The sequence below is a fragment of the Flavobacterium sp. HJ-32-4 genome (assembly GCF_022532105.1).
GTDB lineage: Bacteria > Bacteroidota > Bacteroidia > Flavobacteriales > Flavobacteriaceae > Flavobacterium.
The window spans coordinates 407,239-426,847 of record NZ_CP092832.1 but is presented as its reverse complement, the minus strand read 5'-3'; the positions used below and the strand labels follow the sequence as shown (position 1 = coordinate 426,847).

The window sequence follows — 19,609 nt, the reverse complement described above, 5'->3', positions numbered from 1 at the left end:
AGGATGTTCGGGTGACCGGCATTGGTGGGTTTTTCTTCAAGGCGAAGGACGCGAAGGCGCTTTCAGCCTGGTACAACCAACACCTGGGCATTGACGCCGGCGATTATGGATGGGCATTTATGTGGAAGGACAAAGACGGTAACGACGGCCTTACGAATTGGGCGCCTTTTTCGGATTCGACGCGTTATTTTGAGCCCAGTGAAAAGCCGTTTATGCAAAACTTCAGGGTGCACGACCTGGATGGTTTACTCGAAAAACTGCGTGCAGAAGGCGTGACGTTAGTAGGCGCGCCGGAGAGCTATGAATATGGGAAGTTCGCCTGGATATTGGATCCGGAGGGAAACAAAATCGAATTGTGGGAGCCTATTGACAGTGGCTTTCAATAATTTTCCTATTTTAGACCACACAAAACACCAATTAAAACATACAAAATGGATTCACAAAAAGTTGACATGTTCATGATGGCGAACGGAAAGTTCTTTGAAAGCTACCAATTACACGCCATTCGTGAGCAATTGCTGCAGGCAGATGACTCTAAATGGGGCATGATACAAACCGTACAGTACAAAGACCCTACAACAGCGTTGATCATCTCCATCCTGATCGGAAACCTGGGCATTGACCGTTTTTACATTGGCGATACCGGAATGGGCATCGGAAAGCTTCTTACGTGTGGAGGTTTCGGTATCTGGGGTATTGTTGACTGGTTTCTGATCATGGGCGCGACCCGCGAGAAAAATATGCAGGCGTTCCAAAGCGCGATGTACTAAAATGAAAAAAGGCAGGTTATACGGTTTTGTTCTGATAGCCTGCCTTTTTGCTTCTGCTTACCTATACCTAAAGGGTTTTGCGGGTTGGCATTGGCGGCAGCCGGTTTGCCTGTTCCATAGCGCAACAGGTGTTCCGTGCCCATCCTGTGGGACCACGCGAGCCGCTCTCCTGCTTCTAAGGGGGCATGTTTTGGCTTCATTGGCGAAGAACCCACTGGGCATACTGGCAGTCGCCGGGATGCTCACAATACCGTTGTGGGTGATAGGAGACCTGCTGACGGGCAAGTCGACATTTCTGGCGGCCTACCTCCGAATGGAAAAGACGGTGCGGCGACCGCTCGTTGCGAGTTTTCTCGTCGCGCTGGTACTGCTTAATTGGATTTGGAATATATACAAAGACCTATGAATACTATTGGTATACATCAAACGGTTCCGTCGGATCATGAACGGGAGAAAGCCTCGAACAGTTACCTGATGTCGCTGATCGCCATCGTTATGGGGCTACCGCTTCCGATTATCAATTTATTGGCGACGGCCATTTTCTTCCTGGGAAATCGGAGGGGAACGTATTTTGTACGTTGGCACTGCACCCAGGCCCTGCTCTCACAGTTGTTGCTGTTTTGCATGAACAGTGTGGGATTTTGGTGGACGGTGCACATCGTATTTGGCGATGACCAGGCGACCAACCGCTATTTTGCCTATATGTCAACAATCTTTTTGTTTAACGTAGCCGAGTTCATCACGACTATCTATGCAGCCATACAGGTGCGTAAAGGGCACCCTGTTGAGATCTGGTTTGTGGGTGGACTTGCTCATATCCTGTGCCGGAAATGAACCCAACACGAACCTTTTTGCAGGGAGTGGCCACGCTTGGCCTGTTCCTGGCGCTGTGGTACGGCTTTTCACAGCTCGATTACGTTTCGTTTTTCCACGTAAAGAACATCCGGAATTCTACCGAACAACAATTAGGCGATCTGATATGGACACAGGTAGAAACCACCGAAGAGATCATCTACGACGACTCGCTTAACGAAACACTTGGGCGGTTGCTTGATCCGATCTGTAAAGAGGCCGGCATCCCACGTGATTCGCTAAAAATACACCTTATCCGAAATGACGAGGTCAACGCCTTCGCACTGCCTGATCGCCACCTGGCCGTCTATTCCGGACTTATTACGGATTGTCCCAACCAGGAAGCCTTACAAGGTGTGTTGGCGCATGAGGTAGCCCATATACAGAAAAACCACGTCATGCAGAAATTGTCGAAAGAAATCGGCCTGTCAGCGTTGTTGTCGATTGTCAGTGGAGGCAGGGCTTCACAGGTGCACGGACTCATCCGGTTGCTTTCTTCAAGCGCTTACGACCGCAGTTTGGAAGAGGAAGCCGATTATACCGGTGTCAGTTATTTGATGGAAGCCCGAATCGATCCGAAACCCCTCGCAGATTTCTTCTTTCAGTTAGCCTCAAAAGGGGATTTGCCGGAGGCAATGAATTGGATTTCCACGCACCCCGATTCGGAGGAACGGGCCCGGGTAATCCTGAAACGCGTCAAAGGACGGGCAACAGGTAAAACGCAAACGCTTAGGGCAGCGGAGTGGTCAGCATTTAAAGAACGGATCGAAGGGCAGTAAAATACCTTTCGATAGAAATAAAAAGGCCTCCAAACGGAGGCCTTTTCTATACATCAAAACAGGAACTAATTAGTTCACTGTAATGTCGTCAATCTGCATCGTAGTCGTAAGGCCGCTGGTGCCATCACCGCTGTATTCGAATACGAAGTATCCATTTCCAGTCAGGGTTCCAGGAATCGCATACACACCACTATTGGTAAAGTTCGTCGGATAACCCGATGTCTGTCCGGCTGAAATGGTGAAAGACGTTGTAATTTCAACGAGTTTGCTTTCATCCAAAGGCTGTCCTGGCGTATAATCTTCTGCTTTCAGGTAGTATACTTTCAGTTTCGCACCGTTGTCAAATCCGGCTTTTGTTTTGAATGACAGGTTGTTGGCGCCTCCGAAATCTACAGGGACATAAAACAGCGTACGGTTCACTTCCGGTGTACCGCCAAACGATGTCATCTGGATGTACTTATTACCGCTGAAAGTCTTCGTTTCCCAGTAACGGCTACCTACGAACGGGTCGTTGATATACGGCGCAAAAACGCGGCTTGCAGCGGTAGGTGTGGTAGGATAGCTGGTGAAGTTCTCAACGAAGTTACTGCGGAACTGCAGGTCGGTTCCTACGATAGGTGCCGCGAGGTCAACAGCGATACGCGGTTGGTCGAGTTTGATATCGTTTTCCGTACGGGGAATCAGTTGGTAGTCGCCGTTGTATTTTGTCAATACACCGCGGATCTTTCCACTTCCGGCCGGGACGAGTTTCTGGTTGAATACGGCAAAGCTGCTGAGACGGAAGATAACCGTGTTGTTATACACGTCCTGCAACAGGTGGTTGGTAGCACCGCCCAAATCGTTCAGGCTTGGATCGTAGTATTTCTTACCCTGCGACGCATCGTTGAACTGAACATTGTCAAGTTCTACCAGTTTGTTCAGGTAGCTGTCATTGAGCAGTTGCGTGATGGTCACATGGTTCACCAAATCATCTTCGTTTACCTTATCGCAAGATTTGATTAGGATGTTTTGGTACGTTACACCTGACAGACGGCCCACTTCATCATCGCTCGGGTCCGTCGGCGTGTTGCCATTGTAAAGTCCACCGATCTGGATACCGATATCATATTGATCGCTGTTTACCAGATACAGGTCTTTCATACGGATGTACACTTTCCGTCCTGGCTCATATTTGGTATAGAGGTTATAGGCGTCTACCGGCACAGAAAAGCCGATGGCGCCATCTGTCGATACCATTGAGATGGATTTGTAGAACACACCACCTTCGTCACTGGATGTAACGTAGGCTTCGATGATATCATCGCCCAGATACTGTGCTTCTTCATTTGTAAGACCGGTTGTTACCTCGGCTACCGTTTTGGTGGGCGTAAGGGTCGTACAGGCCGACTCGGTAGGCGCGCTGTAATCGTCGTCAGCCGCACAACTGGCCAGCAAAGCCATCATGGCGAACGCCGCCGTATACTTGAATACTTTCATTTCGATTATTTTTGGTTGTAAACGTAAAGATTGTTGAGTTGGTAAAGTCCGTCAAGTGACGTGTTTGAACCCGATCCGATAGCGCGGAAGGCTATGTACACATGTCCGGCATCCACAAACTGTGAAAGGTCAAAACTACCGGCATTTACAAAGTTGTAGCCTCCGTCGTCCGGAGTCGCAATCCTTACATTGTCCATTTTTACCCAAGTGGCATCCAATACGTGGGTGCCGTCATAATCCGACGAAACGTATACCTCAATAGTGTTATTGACGACATCGCTTACGAAGTTCTGGGCCGACTGGAACGTAAAGCCCGGGTTGAGGTTGTCGGCCCCAAATTCAATCATCGGGCTGATGAGCCACGTAATGTTCTGCGCCTGTCCAGACCCGTACGGGTTAAACTGTGGCGTTCCATCACCACGATAATACTCTTTTGTCCAGAGTTTGGTGCCTTTCTCTGCGAAATTCGTCCATCCCGTAAAATCAAACACGTTGCCGTCTTGGTCTTGGGTGATGGTATTAAAATTCTCAGAATAGAACGGGACGAGCACATTTGGCTGTGCGGTGTCGTCGTCCTGGACACATCCTGTAAAGGCCATAGCAAAGGCCGCCAGGATCATAGTTTTTGTTACAATCTTCTTCATCACAGCAAATTATAAATTAACATAGAAATTTACGAAAAATGTGCGTCCGTAGCCGTAGAAATATTTCGGCCCGAATCCGCGTGCCCCACCTGCAAGGCCGGCCGCTACACTTGAGTTATCCTGAACGAAGTCTGGATAGGTCGCTTTACGTGACTGCTCAAAGCCACCTGTTTTGTATTCGCGATCAAGTACGTTGTTAATCGTAGCGAAAAACCCGAAAGTGGTTCCGCCTACTTTCCACGATTTACCACCTGTTACGTTCAGCAGCGAGAAGCCGTCGAATTTCTCTTGTTTCAACGCAGCACGCACATTAGCGTCGTCAGCGCCAGGGAATGATACGCCTTCTCCTGAATCAAGGGTGAAGTTGTCAGTGCGGAGAATATTCGATACGTCGAGGTAGTTGTCGTCCAACCAGTTCACATTGGCACCGACCCACCAGAATTTTGGATCGCGGTATTCCAATCCGAGTGAGTACGCCTGTTGTGGCGTTCCTGCTACACGGTAATTTTTCAGGTAAGCCTTTCCGAAGTCAATGATAGGCTGTTGGTTGTCGGCAGTAGCCAACGCGTCATCATTTACGCGAAGACGTGGGTTGTTGGTGTAGATGTATTGCCCGTAGTTGGCGGCACCTGTTATCTTCAGGGTAGAGGTGATTTGGTATTCCAAACCAAGTTCCGCCCCGATGTTTTGCTTGTCAGCTCCCGTAAGGATTTCGCTGATGAAGGCATCCTGATCCGCTTCTGCGTTGGTTTCGTCGCCCACGCTTTCCGCATAGAAGAACGAAAGTTCAGTGGTGTTCTGCATTTTTGAATAGAACCCGGTAAGACGCGCCTTGAATTTCGGATTACGGATTACATAGCTGATGTCACCTCCCGTAACGCGCTCAGGTGCGAGGTCAGGTGTGATATTGTTGTTCAGACGTGCATTCGCGAATGTGCTGCGCATCGTAGGTGCTTTGGTCATATATACCGCGTTCAGGTCGATGAATTGACGCCCGGTAATCTTGATGGTAGCGCCTCCTTTGAAACCAAATGTCTCGAAGACGGCGTTTTTGCTGTCGCCGAATGAATTGTTGGCATACAGGCCGTTGCGGTACAGACCTTCACGCTTGTAATCGTTGCGTGAGAACGACTGCGCAAGGTAGAAATCGACTTTCCGGTAACGGAAACGGAACTGTGTGAAGGCATCAATGGTAGTGGCAAACAGGTTGTAGTTGTAACCGTATGTGTCGCCCACACCTACCTGACGGTTCGGGTTATTGAGGTCGCTTTGCGTCGCGTCGTCCGAGATCGAGGTGTTGAACGTGTCGATATCGAGGAAATACTGTCCGCCCAACAGGTCCAGGAGGTTCTGGAAGTTATGTGATTTCAGGCGACGGAAGTTCACACCTGCATTCAGGTCGATATTGTCGCTAAGGGTAGAGCTGAAGATGGAGTTGGCCGACCACTGTGTGTCGTCGGTACGGTCTTCATACAACACGACCGCGCTGTTTCCGTTTACTGTGTTCTGGTTGGCTTCGTAGATCGCATTCCAGTTGATTTGACGGTTGGCAAGGAAGAAATCCTTAGCCGCCGCAGCACCGGTCAGATCCGGCAGGTGTGTAAAGTTGAACTGGTCATCGAACGTACCGTAGTTCAGGTAATAGCTCGGAAGGTTGCGGTAGTAAGAAGGATCCGGGTTGTTCGCATTCTGCTGGTCGAAACGGCTGTTGCCGATTTTACCTGTTTGGTACGATACGTTGGTGTTGAGGCGGTTACGGTCGTTGATTTTCCAGAAATGGCTCAGGATGAAAATCGGCTCTTCGACGTCTTTATCGCGTGAATTCCGTTTTTTGCCATCCTGCCAACCCCAGTAGGAGTTGTATTTTACGCCCGCTAAATCGGTAACTTCCTGTGTGTTTGGAGAGTTCTTTCCGCGGCTGTTCTGTGCATAGATTGCGGTAAAGTTCAATGAGTGACGGTCAGAAAGGCGTTTTTCCACGCTGGCGAACAACGAAAGGGCATCGTAATCGGTTCCTTCAAAATAGCCTTCTTTCGCACCGCGGTAGCCCGCTGAAATGACGTAGGCCCATCCGTCCGGACTCATACCGGATGCATGGGTGGCCATCGTGCGCCAGGTATAGTTGGTGTTGGTGCCTGCCGCTGAAAGACGCGTACCCGGACGGTAAAGTGAGGCACGGGTATTGATTTCCTGTGTGCCCAGAACGCCGCCAAAAATGTAGTCAGACGGAGCCGATCCTGTTGTGAATTCCTGGTTACGCGTTGCGTCGTTAAGTCCACCCCAGTTGCTCCATTGTGGCCTTCCGTCATAAATTTTATTCATGACGATGCCGTTTATCATAGTAGTACCGTATTCATTGTCAAGGCCGCGAACCCGGAAACGGGCTTGTCCCCAGTTGAAGGCCGCTGCCTGCTGATAGGTGTCGCGGGTGGCCTGCAGAAGTCCGGATGTACTTTCCGAACCACTGTTGTCGTCGCCCAGGTCGTTTTCGGTCAGGGTGATAAGTGCGAGTTGCTGCTCCGAAGTTTGGTCTTCCTCCAACACCACGATACCAAGATCGAGTGTTTGTCCGTCTTTCAGGTCAATCGGAAGCAATTTATCGGAATAGCCCGTGCTGCTGATACGCACCATCTGCTTTCCGCCGGTGACGCCTTCAATCCGAAAAACGCCTTCCGCGTCGGCCAACCCCATGAACGAGGTATTTTCGATCGTCGCGACGGCGCTCTGCATCGGCTTCTGTGATTTGGCATCGACCACCTTTCCGGTCAGCACTGCCGAGGCGGGCTTGTCCTGAGCCCATCCCACAACCGCCAGCATTGCAAATAAAATACTGAATACTAGTTTTTTCATAAAAGTTACGAATATTAAACGTGTTTTGTTGAGAATAAACTTTTTCTTAACGGCGGCAAAGGTACACGATTAATTAATATTATCTACTTTTGCTTCCGCTTTCGCGTTAAATATTGATGTTAATTTAATGTACATTGTTATGAATATCAGAAACCTGGCCCTGTCCGTATTGTTAATGCTCACGATAGGGACGGTGTCGGCCCAGGAGAAAAAATACCGTGTCCATACGGTGGCCTTTTACAACTTCGAAAACCTCTTTGACACCATCAATCAGGCGAATAACGACGAGGAATGGCTACCCCACGGGGCCCAAAACTGGACGTCGGCCAAATACAAAAAGAAACTCCAGAACCTGGCGTTCGTGCTGTCGCAGATTGGAACCGGCGATCAGCAGAAGGAGGCACCCGTTCTCATCGGCGGGGCTGAAATCGAGAACCGCGGCGTACTCGAGGATCTGGTGAAACAACCCCTGATGGCGAAGAACGACTATGGCATCGTCCATTTCGACTCGCCCGACAAACGGGGTATCGACGTGGCGTTGCTGTATCAGAAAAAACACTTCAAGCCTACGAGTTACATCAACATTCCATTGTTGATCTACAATAACCAGGCAAGCGACAAAACCGATTCCAAGAAGAAAGAGGATGATAACGACAAGGACGACAAAATCGAAGTGTCGAAAGACTATCGCGTGTATACCCGTGACGTGTTGTTGGTAACCGGACTTCTTGATGGTGATGAAATCAACATCCTGGTCAACCACTGGCCTTCGCGTTCGGGTGGAGAAAAGAAAAGCAGTCCGTTCCGCGAGGCAGCGGGGAGATTAAATCGAAAAATCATGGACTCTTTATATAAGGTGAACCCCAATGCCAAGATCATCCTGATGGGTGACCTGAACGATGGTTCGTATAATAAGAGTGTCAAAGAGGGAGTTGGGGCAAAACGCCGTAAAGACGAAGTCAAAGAACAAGGCGTATACAACCCGTTCGAGCAAATGTATTATGAAGGCAACGCCACGTTGTTCTATCGTGACGCCGGCGATATCTTCGACCAGATTATGGTGTCGGAGCCGTTGATTCGCAATGATCGTTCCTCGTTCCGTTATTGGAAGGCGGGCATCTACAACAAACCGTTCCTTATTCAGAAGGAGGGCCAGTATAAGGGATATCCGCTGCGACATTCCGCGAATGAGATTGGGTTCAGTGACCACTTTCCCGTTTACATCTACCTGTTGAAAGAAATGTAATTTGAAGCCGGACATGTTCCGGCTTTTTTACGGTTTTTCCGTAAAACGGATTAAGGCAAACCCCGTACCTTTGCGAGGTAAAACAAATCGACATGAAACAGCTATGTTGCCTGTGTTTCCTGCTGTTAGGCCTCGCCGGGTTTTCGCAGGATACCATCACCACCGCCGTTATTAAAGACTATGTGGGTCGCGATGTATGGGTGAAGGGAAAAGTCGCCTCGGTAAAGATGCCGTCCGATGAGCGGGCACCCGCTTACATCAACGTCGACAAAGGATTCCCGAATAACGTCTTTACCGTCGCCATTGCGCCCAAATACGCAGAACGGATGAAGATCAAGTTGGACGCACTTAACGGTAAGCAAATTCTCGTCAAAGGAAAAGTCGTGGTCGACGCCAAAAGCGGCAGTACCATTCCTCAGATGTTCAATCCGTCGAAGATCGTGGTGACAGAGGACAAACCTGCAGCAAAACCCGACCCTAAGACGAAGATCAAAGCCAAATCCTAACAGCGCATGCCCGTCTCCAAACCTTTCAACCTCACCAAATGGATTGCCGATAACCGGCACCTGCTCAAACCGCCTGTTGGGAACAAAAACCTATTTACCGATGCGGATGATTATATCGTAATGGTCGTGGCCGGCCCAAATGCGCGCAAGGACTACCATTATAATGAAACGGAAGAGTTATTTTACCAACTCGAAGGGTACATCGCCGTAGCGATACAGGAAGAAGGAAAACGCGTTGAAATGCAGCTGGGTCCAGGCGATATGTATCTCCACCCTGCCAAAGTACCGCATTCACCCGTACGTTCTGAAGGATCGATTGGTTTGGTCGTTGAGCGCAAGCGGGCGGGGAAAGGATTTACTGACGGACTGTTGTGGTTCTGCGAGCGATGCAACCACAAACTGCATGAGGTGTATTTTGAATTGCACGACATCGAAAAAGACTTTTTGCCCCACTTCCGACAGTTTTATGCATCGGTGGAAAAGCGAACCTGCACCCAATGCGGTTGCGTAATGGAAACCGATCCACGGTTCATCGATAAGGAAAATTAAAAAAAAGGGAGTCCGTTTGCGACTCCCTTTTTTATCTGTTTTTCTTCGTTAGAAGACCACTTTCTTCGTCGTTTCTCCTTCGTTTCCAGTAATTTTCAGTAGCACCATGCTGCCCGTAGGGAAGAAGCCGTCAAGTTCAGCCGTCGTTGCACCTATTTGGTTTTTCTCATACAGCAGCCTGCCGCGCAAATCGAATATACGTACGGATTTCAGTTCAGCACTTCCTTCTACATGAAGCTTTCCGTTGGCGGGATATACCACAACCTCCCATGGAGTTGACGGATGCTCCGGCGTTCCGAGTGTCGGGCCTTGCTGGTAGACGATCTGGAGTCGGTCCGGAAAATCGCCGGCTTCCGACAGGAATTCATACGGCGAAGCACTTACATTATGTGTAACACCCAAGGCCGTATCCTTGACGTAGATTTGCTGGCCCTGGTCAAAAAGGCCGTCGGCGTGGTCGTAGGCAATCGAATAACTGCCGGCGTCTTCAATGTGGAGGTGAAGCGGTACCGTGCTGTTCTCTTCAAAAGGCAGTGGCTTCGCCACGATGCCGCATGTTTCCTCTCCGACATCCACACTCATGGAGTTACCGCCAGGAATAAGTGATCCGTCATAGCCGCCATCGAAGTCATCAGTAGCTTCAGGGAAGTACCCAACCAGTAGCTGTCCCATCCGACTACCGCCTTTATTTAAGTTGAGCCAATAGCGATGGCGATCCGGGTTTGCAGTGCGATAGAATTCATAAGCTACCGCCATGCGCATAGAGTTTCTGAAAGTGACATTTACCACAGCCGCATTAGGGCGATACAGGAATCCCTGCCCAGGTTGTATGTAGCCAAGCGACTCAATACCGGTGGCCGAGCCAATCGATCCCGAAAGATTATAGTATACATAATTATAGCCCCCGCCCAACAGGCTCTGATGGACGTAAAAATAAATAGTACCCCTGTTGTTGTTACCAATAAATGGATAGGCGTCGAGGGTGGAAGGATAGGGGTTTGCGAGCAAGTTATAGCCGAACGAAGGTCCTGATTTGTATACTGTTACCGAATAGTTTCCGTTATTAGGTACCCCCGTGAAAGTGCCCATAAAAGACTGTTTGGGGAGTGGGTAATCCGGATAATTATTTGGTGCGCGGATGATAATGCCTTTACCAGGAGTGAAGCTATTCGTTGCCGGATCGACCGGAACAAACGCGCTGGTCGATTCGTTCAGGGTATAGAAACGATTCGGTAAAGTGGCGGGCGAGAACGCCTGAAGGTTCTGTCCCGATACCGGCGATCCCCAATACACATAATCAAGGCGATTCATGAAGGCCTGGCGTTTCAACCGAATAGTGCCCACGTTGGTATTCACGGTCGCCGTTGATTTCTGTAGAAGGTTTGCATCGCTTTCGATCGTAAGCATGGCCCCCGGATCAACTATAACTTCATTTTGCACGGTGAGAACGGAGTTGGTGACGACCGTGACATCGGCGTTATTGGTAACGGTAAGTGCACAGGCATTGAGATCGTAATCGATGTCAAGGTCGGCGGCAATGGTGACATTTTTTATGCCATCCGGAGTGCCGTTGCTCCAAGTCGTTCCATTCCAAGTCGTAGTGTCTGAAAGCGGAACAGTCATCGTGGTCGGCAACGCGCATTGGCCGTTTGTCGGTGTAAATGTATAGGTAGTGGTTTGCGATGTGTTTATCGCCGGACTCCACGTGCCTGTAATGCCGTTAAGCGATGTAGTCGGTAAAGCAGCCATGGGCATGTCTTTACAGACGGGAGGTCGCTGCGTAAAGGTCGGAACTATATAAGGTGGAGACACGGTTACGGGTACGGATACCGTATCGCCTTCAAAGGAAGTGTAGCTGATGGTCGTCGTTCCGGCAGAAATCGCACTGACAAGACCCGTCACGGCATCGACCGTGGCCACGGCCGGATTGGAACTGGTCCAGGCGGGAATGGTGTAGCGGATGACCAGAACGCCCGATCCTCCGTTCTTACCGCCTCCGCCTCCGGATCCCGTATTGGGGGCGCCGTCTGATACACCGCCATTACCACCAACCCCACTGCCGCCTGCTGCGCCTCCGCCGCAATCTGAATAGCCTCCGCCTCCGCCGGCATACCATAAGGCCGTTCCGGAAATATCGTTCTGTAGGCCCAAACCTCCCATTCCTGGACCGGTCACGGTGCCGCTCTGGCCCGGTCCTCCCGCACCGCCACCTCCGCCGGAGCGGGTGCAGGAGTTAGAATATACGGAGTTACCTCCCTGATAACCATATCCAACTGTGCCTAACCCTCCGTTCACCTTCGCGCCTGTCCCGACCGAAGAGCCGCCGCCAGAGCCACCGTTGGCAGCAAAGTACATAGACCCTTCGGAGGCGCCGAACCCACCTCCAGCAGCCAAGGCCGATATGAAGGTGGTGGCGGATCCGGATCCGGTGCCATTATGGACACCTCCGACACCTCCTACACCCACCGTGACGGCTTGGTTCCCTGATGGGATATCGCGGTCCGCGAGGTATACGTAGGCACCCGCCCCTCCGCCACCGCTACTGGTTGCGATGGCTCCGTCACTTGCCCCTCCGCCACCGCCTCCAATCGCGAGGATGCGGGCACCATATATAGGTTGTGGGGAATTAAACGAGCCCGAAGCCGTAAAAGTGTGGATGCGTTCGTTACCTATAGTGGTAATGATTCCCCCCGTAGGAGCAACGTAATCGGGGCGGCCGCTATTTAAATCTGATGTTTTGCCCGGGCATAACGAAGTTGTGCCCGTGATGGTCAGCGCCGGTGCCGGTGCTGTTACGGTAAATGAAACAGAAAATAGGTTTCCAGCATAGTTGCAGTTAATGGTGGTGGTGCCTGCCGAAACGCCCGTCACGACACCTGTTAGTGCTTCGGCGGTGGCAATCGAAGGGTTGCTTGACCACCATTGCGGCAGCGGATAGCGCACCACGACAACTCCTGAACCCCCATTTTTTTCGGCGCCGCCCCCCGATCCGGTGTTGGCTGCTCCCGCAGTAGTTTCGCCGTTGCCGCCAATCCCGCTGCCACCAGGCGCACCGCCCGGACTGACCGCCGTAGAAGTACCGCATCCGGAATATCCGGCAAGACCGCCACCCCCTCCGGCAGCATACCAAAGGGATGTCCCGGTAATATTGTTTTGCAGGCCGGCGCCACCGACCCCTGCCATATCGTTTGTTGCGTTTGCTCCTGCACCACCTGCACCGCCACCTCCTCCGCCCGCTGCAAGGCAACCTGCGTCGAAAGGGGTTCCTTTACCTCCTTTGGAATTAATCGTCCCGTTACCGGCATTGTCGCTACCGCCGGCCGTGCAGAGGTTAATTGGAGTAGTGAGGTTGAGACCCAAACTTTGACCAGATTCGTTGGGTCCGTTATAAAAAACCCAAAATCCTTCTCCGCCTGGTGTTGCGGTAATGGTTTGCCCGCTTTTTACCGGGAAGTTCATCGAGGCCGTTCCTGCGGTCCCAGATTCGGGGTCTGACTGCGCGGAAATGCTGCCGTAGGGCACGCCATCGATGAATACTGTTAAGGAAGCGCCTCCGGATGTTCCGAGGTCAACGCTATACATACAACTTGTTGAAGTAGCTATGCCACTACCGGCGCCGCCGCCCCCTGACCCGCCCTGCCCGCCGGGTGTTGCTAGATTTCGTGTGGCACCCCCACCCCCACCGGGCATGGTGGCAACCGAGCCAAAACTGCTGGGGCCGCCATTGAGTCCGGTAGCCGATGCACTGGTTGAACCGAGACCGCCACTGCCCACCGTCACGGGATAGGTGCCGCCAACGAGGGTGAAGGAGGGGTTATAGGAGTAGCCGCCTGCCCCGCCACCGCCACCGCCGTTGAAACCGCCGCCGCCGCCGCCGCCCACTACCAGCAGGCTTGCTCCATAAAGGTTCTGTGCCGTCACAAACGTATCTGCGGATGTAAAGGTGTGGATGCGGTCATTGCCGATAGTGGTAATGGTACCGCCGGTGGGCAGCACGAAACTGCTGAAGCCGGGGGTTGAAAGCAAAGCTGTTTGTCCCACCCGGGCTGAAGTGGGGCCTGAGATTGACTGGGCATTCCCTGAGAAGACCGTCATCATGAACAACGCCGATAGGACCCGTAAACTCGTGATTTGTGCGATGGTACGCTGCATATAAGAAGGGTTAGATTCGATAAAAACAAACCGCTTGACGAAGGCTGTTTTCCTGTTAACGGCCTATTAAATAGGTTTTTATATCGGCTTAAAGCGTGTGCGTGCGGTTTTGGCTGCGCAAAAGTAGGCCGTCCTTCCGGGCAAATTTTTAGATTGTCCGAATTCGGTAGCGCTGAGGGTGTATTCGGTCATATGATGTGTTTTTTTTGCAAATGGCGTTCATGTCTTTTCCGTTCTTGCGTTGCCCATACGGTAACGTTTTCGAACGTCCCTTTTTTAGTACCTTTGCCACGAAAATTTTAAAGACAACACGCATGACTACCACAATAGCCGAACAATTCGGAATGAAAGCGGCCCTTTTGCAACTCGGCATCAAGGATATCAATGAGGGAACTTCAACCGGTAATAATAATTTTGCATCCGGAGATATCCTTGAATCTTATTCACCGGTGGACGGACAACTTATCGGGAAAGTAAAGATGTCAACCGCTGCGGATTATGAGAAAGCGATGGCGGCCGCTACTGAGGCTTTCAAAACTTTCCGCCTTATGCCGGCACCCCGTCGCGGCGAAATCGTCAGACAATTTGGCGAGAAGCTCCGCCAGCATAAAGAAGCGCTGGGAAAACTCGTCTCCTACGAAATGGGGAAATCCTATCAGGAAGGTCTTGGCGAAGTACAGGAAATGATCGATATCTGTGATTTCGCCGTTGGTTTGTCGCGTCAGTTGCACGGACTCACCATGCACTCCGAACGTCCGGGCCATCGCATGTATGAACAATACCATCCGCTTGGTGTCATCGGCATTATATCCGCCTTTAACTTCCCCGTGGCCGTTTGGTCATGGAACACCGCCCTCGCCTGGATTTGCGGCGATGTGTGCATCTGGAAACCTTCGGAAAAGACACCGCTTTGCGGCATTGCCTGCCAGAACATCATCGCAGAAGTGTTGCGCGAGAATAACCTTCCGGAAGGTATTTCCTGTCTGGTGACCGGCGACTACAAAATCGGCGAGTTGCTGTCAAAAGATACCCGTGTTCCGCTTGTTTCCGCTACGGGATCGACACGTATGGGAAAAATCGTAGCGCAGGAAGTAGCGGCCCGACTCGGGCGCTCGCTGCTGGAACTGGGCGGAAACAATGCGATTATTGTGACCCCGGATGCCGACATCAAAATGACGGTAATCGGTGCCGTCTTCGGTGCCGTCGGTACAGCAGGACAACGATGCACAACCACCCGCCGACTGATCATCCACGAAAGCATGTACGATAAGGTTACGGAAGCGATTGTCGCAGCCTACGGGCAGTTGCGTATCGGCAATCCGCTCGACCAGAATAACCACGTCGGACCGCTTATTGACAAAGATGCCGTAGCGATGTATGAAAAAGCATTGCAGGATGTCGTCGCCCAGGGCGGACGCATTCTGGTAGAAGGCGGTGTACTGTCTGGAGACGGATATGAAAGTGGTTGCTATGTGAAACCCGCCATCGCGGAGGCAGAGAACCATTTCGCCATCGTGCAGCACGAGACATTTGCTCCTATACTGTATCTGCTTAAATATTCAGGAGACGTAGAGAATGCCATCGACATCCAAAATGGTGTGGCGCAAGGACTCTCGTCTGCCATCATGACCAACAATCTTCGCGAGGCGGAGCGCTTCCTGTCAGCAGCAGGTTCCGACTGTGGTATTGCCAATGTCAATATCGGAACATCGGGCGCCGAAATCGGCGGGGCGTTTGGCGGCGAGAAAGAAACGGGCGGTGGCCGCGAGTCTGGATCGGATGCATGGAAAGTCTACATGAGAAGACAAACCAACACCATCAACTATTCGACCAGTCTGCCACTCGCTCAGGGTATCAAGTTCGATTTGTAAGATCGACCTGACACAACAAAAGGCCGCCTTTTCGGGCGGCCTTTTTTATTTTACTCAGCGGAATAACAACTATTACGCCTTGACTTTTCGGGATGTTATCTTACCGAGCAACACAAACCCACCGTAGGCGATGGCAGCTGCAATCAAATAAAGGATACCATGATCGATTGGTAAGCCAGGCGGAGGTGGCGGACCTGCAGGTGGTGGTGGACCTCCCCCTGGGCCTGCCGCGAGGGCTGGCGTGGCAATCAACATGGCAGCCGATAGAATAAGAAGGGGCAAATTCTTATGTACGACTTTCATAGGCCACAAAAATAGGGAAAAATTCATTCAAAAACCGACAATTGTTTGTTCGATCAAACGCGTGCAAATTACAAACTTTCATGTAAACAAGACTTTAAATTCCGACGAAGTCCTAAAAATGCCTATAAACGGGTATATCCGGTCTGTTTTGTGGCATTTTTGGTATATACGTATTAACTTAAAAAAAGGCTCTAAGTTGTATACTCCCCGTATGGATGGCCTTTGTCCCTTCGCTTTTTCGTCCCTGGTAACTGATATTTAAGTCCAGGTATTGGGTGAGTGTTTTTTGCACCAGCAGACGCCAGGTCGTGTTTTGCCCGGGCTGGAGTCCCTCCAACATGGTATAGGCTACGGGTGACAACGCATTTCCGCTGTAACCATTCCGAAGTAAGGCCACTTCTCCATTTGCGGTAAAATCTTTGCTGCCCGTGAAGGAAAACGACGTCCCCCAACGCGTTTGCGATAGTTTTTCCTGGTCGCCGAGTCGGTTGGACACTTCTTTAAACTGAACAAAAACGTCCCATGCGGCATTCTTTGAAAAGAGATACGACACCTTCGATTCGCCTTCCTTCCCCTCCAATCGGAAGTTACGTCCGGCGTAATTCTCAGAGTAGGTGGCCGAGGTATTGGCTTCGGTGGTAAGGGTGACAAGCCAGCTTTTCTGGAAAAGGTGTACGTATTGCAGTTGGTGCAGGCCATTCGTGTTTTCCTGCGCGCCCACCGACAACAGGCTCCGCGCTTCGCTCTTTAGCCAGGTATACGTGAGGGAGTGGTGCTGCTTTCCGCGATTGAAATACAGGGAGTTGCGTAGGGTCAGCGCCAGTCCCAGCAACCCGTTTTCACTGCCGTCGAACGGATTGACATCGAACTCCCGCGCTTCGGCTTTACGTTTCCGTTCGGTCGAAAACGACGCCTGGTCGTAGAAATGGGACAGCACTTTCCGAAAGCCCGTCGCATTCGTCCATTTCAGGGGATTGAGGGTCACAGCCTGCGAAAAGCGGTTTTGATGTGTGCGGATGAACACCTGGCTGGGCAGGAACACCCGTACGTACTTAGCCTGGTCGGGGTAGGGCGCGACTTCAAATTCCTGCAATTCTTGAAGGCCGTTGCCATTGTAGTCGTTCCAGGTGTAGACACCGCGGCCGGGTTCCACTTCCACATAACTGAATTCCTGTTGTGCAATGGTGCCTGCGAAGGTCTCGTAGGCCGTGCTTACCTGTATCAGATCGGCAAAAAAACGGTCGTTGTATAGCAGGCGGGTCGTTAACGACGGAACGTCTTTTACCCCTTCCTTTTCAAAATGCAGGAGGCGGTAGTTGGTAAAAAGACTGAGGTCGCTTTTGTCGGTTTTGAGCAATCGCGATTTCAGGTAATACGAATCGGAATGGTTGACGCGGATCAGCCGTCCGTCCTGCAAACTGTCGTTCACCCGACGAAGGTAGCCCACTTCGGCAAAGACCTTCGTACTGTCACCCCGGCCCACGAAAGCGCCATACTCAAAGAAACGTTGGCTGACAGACGAGAGTAATCCGGTTTCCTTCAGGCGCTCCTGGTTGTCCTCAGCACGACTTCTGGTGCCGGCCCAATTGCGTCCGAGGCGCCGTACGACATCGGATTGCTGCCGAAAAAAGGTCGAAGAGGCCCGTGTACCGTCGCTTTTCAAATAGCTCGACTGGTGTTGTATCCGCCATTTCTCGAGGTTAGCATAGGCAGAAAGCAGGTGGCGGGTGCCCGAGAACTGGGTGGAGAAGTCGAGTTTTTCCAAACGATACGAGATCGTGCTTTTTTCGGGAAGCGAAAAATCGAGTCCGGAAACGAACAGGCTTTGAGTGCCGGTTGGTGTCTCCGTCAGGTTCCAATCGCGGCTGAATTCGATATTGAAAAGGCGCTCGATGGCGCGAAAACGACTTTGTATTAACTGATAACCGGAAAATGCGTCCAAATTCCATTTGCCCGAGTAAAGCCGTTGCCGGCCGTCGAATTTCAGCGCGATGCCTTGGTTATCACTGTCGTCTTCGGTTGAAAACAGGTTTTTATCATTGTTACTGATGGCGGCTTCAAATTTGACGTCCGTTTTCTCAGATGGATGGAACCCACCCATTATCGTTGCCATCTGCAGCTTGACAGGCGCCACCAATGGGATAATCGGAGCGTAGTTTCCCTGGGAAATGCCGTCGACAGGGGCCACATATTCGAATACTTTCCCCGCTGCCGTGGTCGTGAGAAATACGTAGTCACCGTTTCCCTGGCCCACATCCGTAAACCGTACGTTGTATAGGGTCTCGTCGGGGTCATTGGAGTACGCATATACTTCAACACCACCGACAAACGTTTTTCGATACAGCACCCGGTTCTCTGAATACGTATCCTGGTAAGCCGACGATGCCACCATCAGCGACGGATCGTCACCGGCAGCAACCAATGCCTGGACCTGTTCCGATGTGAGGCTTTGCTGCAAGGGTTGGTTTTTCACGTCGTTCTCTGAATAGACGTATCCGCCGATATCCCATTTTTTGGTTTCGTGGGTAGCGCCGCCATAGGTCACGAAACGCGTGTAGTTTCGGTCGGCGTACTGGTATTCGACATTGATCCGCATCTCGGATGTGATGGGGAACAACGATGTGAACGTGATTTCCCCGGCGTTGTAATCGATTATATAATCGTTGCTCTCGCCGCGTTTCAACAGGATGCCGTTTACATACACCCGTTCTGAGCCGGAAATAACCAGTATGTAAAGTTCGTTATTTGGACCGCGCAACTTATACGGACCCTGGTTTCCCTCCTGTCCGGTAAAGGAACTTCGTGCGTATTGCCCGCGAACAAGGGCGGCTGAGGCATAGAGTGTGGTTTTGTGCTCGGCATCCCCCAGTGTCAGTCCCACTGCAATTCCCTGCACTTTCTTATTGAAATTCAGGAAGCGCGACCGGCGGTTTTCCAGGAAAAGGTCGCCAGCGCGGATGTTCCAGTTGTCGCCGAACAATTCAATGAAAATCTGGTCAAATTCGTCGAGTCTCTGCGAATAACCTCCTTCTTGCAGCGGAATGTTCGTGTCTTGTATCGAAGCCCGAAGACTCACTTTGTCCGACAGCCGTCCTGTAATCTGTAAGTCAAGCGAAGAGTTCACCACGGCATTTTGGTTGTTTCCGACCGTAACGCCGCGGGTAATGCTACCAGAGGTCGACAGTCCGTCAAAAGGAACAAACTTCCGTATTCCGGTACCCGGCACTTGTAGCGGCATCGTGCCGTTGACCACTTTTTTTCGATCGTACAGTGCATATTCGCGGGTGAGGTAATTCGGCAGTCGCAGAAAACGAACCTGCAACGTATCGCCTAGGAAGGGAGCATCACTGCGCAGCACCAACCGTCCGGTTTCGAAGTCCATGTGGTAGTAAGACGTGTCGATCGGCTGACCCTGGCGGTCGCTCAAACGAAAGAAGGACTGCACTACGGCGGTGGTATCGATCTGGATGGTGTCACGACTGGCCCGAAACCGGCGGTTTTCATAGGACGTCCGAAGCTCCTGGGCTTGTGCCGCAGTCACCAACAGAATCAAACCGTACCACCACGTTTTCACCATCCGGATTATAACTTCGAATTGTCAAAAGTAGTGT

Annotated in this window: 15 protein-coding genes; 9 read left to right on the top strand and 6 right to left on the bottom strand. The window is 51.3% G+C overall.

Annotated features, from left to right (window positions below):
- Positions 1–11 precede the first annotated feature (11 nt).
- Genes MKO97_RS15095 through MKO97_RS01630 form a run of 5 tightly spaced genes read left to right on the top strand, consistent with a single transcriptional unit; the run spans position 12 to position 2,401 of the window.
- Complete coding sequence (locus MKO97_RS15095; protein ID WP_371820450.1) at positions 12–386, top strand: VOC family protein; 375 nt, start codon at positions 12–14, stop codon at positions 384–386.
- Between the two features lie 45 nt (positions 387–431).
- Positions 432–770 (top strand): TM2 domain-containing protein, encoded by a 339-nt coding sequence (locus MKO97_RS01640; RefSeq protein WP_241104337.1) that lies wholly within the window; start codon positions 432–434, stop codon positions 768–770.
- Position 771: 1 nt separating this feature from the next.
- Positions 772–1,176: a DUF2752 domain-containing protein gene (locus MKO97_RS15090; protein ID WP_371820412.1), complete on the top strand. Its 405-nt coding sequence runs from the start codon at positions 772–774 to the stop codon at positions 1,174–1,176.
- The gene (locus tag MKO97_RS01635; RefSeq protein ID WP_241104336.1) at positions 1,173–1,604 is read left to right on the top strand and encodes a DUF4870 domain-containing protein; all 432 of its coding nucleotides are present in this window, start codon (positions 1,173–1,175) and stop codon (positions 1,602–1,604) included. The genes MKO97_RS15090 and MKO97_RS01635 overlap by 4 nt, the downstream gene beginning before the upstream one ends.
- The gene (locus MKO97_RS01630; protein WP_241104335.1) at positions 1,601–2,401 is read left to right on the top strand and encodes a M48 family metallopeptidase; all 801 of its coding nucleotides are present in this window, start codon (positions 1,601–1,603) and stop codon (positions 2,399–2,401) included. The genes MKO97_RS01635 and MKO97_RS01630 overlap by 4 nt, the downstream gene beginning before the upstream one ends.
- 69 nt (positions 2,402–2,470) lie before the next feature.
- Here the strand turns inward: MKO97_RS01630 and MKO97_RS01625 are convergent, their stop codons facing one another.
- Genes MKO97_RS01625 through MKO97_RS01615 form a run of 3 tightly spaced genes read right to left on the bottom strand, consistent with a single transcriptional unit; the run spans position 2,471 to position 7,371 of the window.
- Entirely contained in the window at positions 2,471–3,877 is a 1,407-nt protein-coding gene (locus tag MKO97_RS01625) for a DUF5689 domain-containing protein (RefSeq protein ID WP_241104334.1), read from the bottom strand.
- Between the two features lie 5 nt (positions 3,878–3,882).
- Positions 3,883–4,521, bottom strand: a complete 639-nt coding sequence (locus tag MKO97_RS01620; RefSeq protein WP_241104333.1) for a DUF5017 domain-containing protein — start codon at positions 4,519–4,521, stop codon at positions 3,883–3,885.
- A 9-nt stretch (positions 4,522–4,530) separates the two neighbouring features.
- Positions 4,531–7,371 (bottom strand): carboxypeptidase-like regulatory domain-containing protein, encoded by a 2,841-nt coding sequence (locus MKO97_RS01615; RefSeq protein WP_241104332.1) that lies wholly within the window; start codon positions 7,369–7,371, stop codon positions 4,531–4,533.
- A 139-nt stretch (positions 7,372–7,510) separates the two neighbouring features.
- Here MKO97_RS01615 and MKO97_RS01610 point away from each other — a divergent pair, with 139 nt between their 5' ends.
- The 3 genes from MKO97_RS01610 to MKO97_RS01600 all read left to right on the top strand — a co-directional run bounded on the left by MKO97_RS01610 (position 7,511) and on the right by MKO97_RS01600 (position 9,672).
- On the top strand, positions 7,511–8,617 hold the full coding sequence (locus MKO97_RS01610) for an endonuclease/exonuclease/phosphatase family protein (RefSeq protein ID WP_241104331.1): 1,107 nt from the start codon (positions 7,511–7,513) through the stop codon (positions 8,615–8,617).
- A gap of 92 nt (positions 8,618–8,709) precedes the next feature.
- A complete protein-coding gene (locus tag MKO97_RS01605) occupies positions 8,710–9,123 on the top strand; it encodes a hypothetical protein (protein ID WP_241104330.1) in 414 nt (137 codons plus the stop codon).
- A gap of 6 nt (positions 9,124–9,129) precedes the next feature.
- Positions 9,130–9,672 carry a 3-hydroxyanthranilate 3,4-dioxygenase gene (locus tag MKO97_RS01600; RefSeq protein WP_241104329.1) on the top strand — a complete coding sequence of 181 codons (543 nt, stop codon included), beginning with the start codon at positions 9,130–9,132 and terminating at the stop codon, positions 9,670–9,672.
- Between the two features lie 48 nt (positions 9,673–9,720).
- On the opposite strand, the gene MKO97_RS01595 is transcribed toward MKO97_RS01600, so the two are convergent.
- Positions 9,721–13,824, bottom strand: a complete 4,104-nt coding sequence (locus tag MKO97_RS01595) for a glycine-rich domain-containing protein (RefSeq protein WP_241104328.1) — start codon at positions 13,822–13,824, stop codon at positions 9,721–9,723.
- Positions 13,825–14,138: 314 nt separating this feature from the next.
- Here MKO97_RS01595 and MKO97_RS01590 point away from each other — a divergent pair, with 314 nt between their 5' ends.
- A complete protein-coding gene (locus MKO97_RS01590; RefSeq protein ID WP_241104327.1) occupies positions 14,139–15,695 on the top strand; it encodes an aldehyde dehydrogenase family protein in 1,557 nt (518 codons plus the stop codon).
- A 72-nt stretch (positions 15,696–15,767) separates the two neighbouring features.
- On the opposite strand, the gene MKO97_RS01585 is transcribed toward MKO97_RS01590, so the two are convergent.
- A complete protein-coding gene (locus MKO97_RS01585) occupies positions 15,768–15,998 on the bottom strand; it encodes a hypothetical protein (protein WP_241104326.1) in 231 nt (76 codons plus the stop codon).
- Between the two features lie 178 nt (positions 15,999–16,176).
- A complete protein-coding gene (locus MKO97_RS01580) occupies positions 16,177–19,575 on the bottom strand; it encodes a hypothetical protein (protein WP_241104325.1) in 3,399 nt (1,132 codons plus the stop codon).
- Between the last annotated feature and the right edge of the window lie 34 nt (positions 19,576–19,609).

Coding starts and splice junctions, on each gene's coding strand:
- MKO97_RS01640 (WP_241104337.1), top strand. CDS start 432: ATGGATTCACAAAAAGTTGACATGTTCATGATGGCGAACGGAAAGTTC.
- MKO97_RS15090 (WP_371820412.1), top strand. CDS start 772: ATGAAAAAAGGCAGGTTATACGGTTTTGTTCTGATAGCCTGCCTTTTT.
- MKO97_RS01635 (WP_241104336.1), top strand. CDS start 1,173: ATGAATACTATTGGTATACATCAAACGGTTCCGTCGGATCATGAACGG.
- MKO97_RS01630 (WP_241104335.1), top strand. CDS start 1,601: ATGAACCCAACACGAACCTTTTTGCAGGGAGTGGCCACGCTTGGCCTG.
- MKO97_RS01625 (WP_241104334.1), bottom strand. CDS start 3,877: ATGAAAGTATTCAAGTATACGGCGGCGTTCGCCATGATGGCTTTGCTG.
- MKO97_RS01620 (WP_241104333.1), bottom strand. CDS start 4,521: ATGAAGAAGATTGTAACAAAAACTATGATCCTGGCGGCCTTTGCTATG.
- MKO97_RS01615 (WP_241104332.1), bottom strand. CDS start 7,371: ATGAAAAAACTAGTATTCAGTATTTTATTTGCAATGCTGGCGGTTGTG.
- MKO97_RS01610 (WP_241104331.1), top strand. CDS start 7,511: ATGAATATCAGAAACCTGGCCCTGTCCGTATTGTTAATGCTCACGATA.
- MKO97_RS01605 (WP_241104330.1), top strand. CDS start 8,710: ATGAAACAGCTATGTTGCCTGTGTTTCCTGCTGTTAGGCCTCGCCGGG.
- MKO97_RS01600 (WP_241104329.1), top strand. CDS start 9,130: ATGCCCGTCTCCAAACCTTTCAACCTCACCAAATGGATTGCCGATAAC.
- MKO97_RS01595 (WP_241104328.1), bottom strand. CDS start 13,824: ATGCAGCGTACCATCGCACAAATCACGAGTTTACGGGTCCTATCGGCG.
- MKO97_RS01590 (WP_241104327.1), top strand. CDS start 14,139: ATGACTACCACAATAGCCGAACAATTCGGAATGAAAGCGGCCCTTTTG.
- MKO97_RS01585 (WP_241104326.1), bottom strand. CDS start 15,998: ATGAAAGTCGTACATAAGAATTTGCCCCTTCTTATTCTATCGGCTGCC.
- MKO97_RS01580 (WP_241104325.1), bottom strand. CDS start 19,575: ATGGTGAAAACGTGGTGGTACGGTTTGATTCTGTTGGTGACTGCGGCA.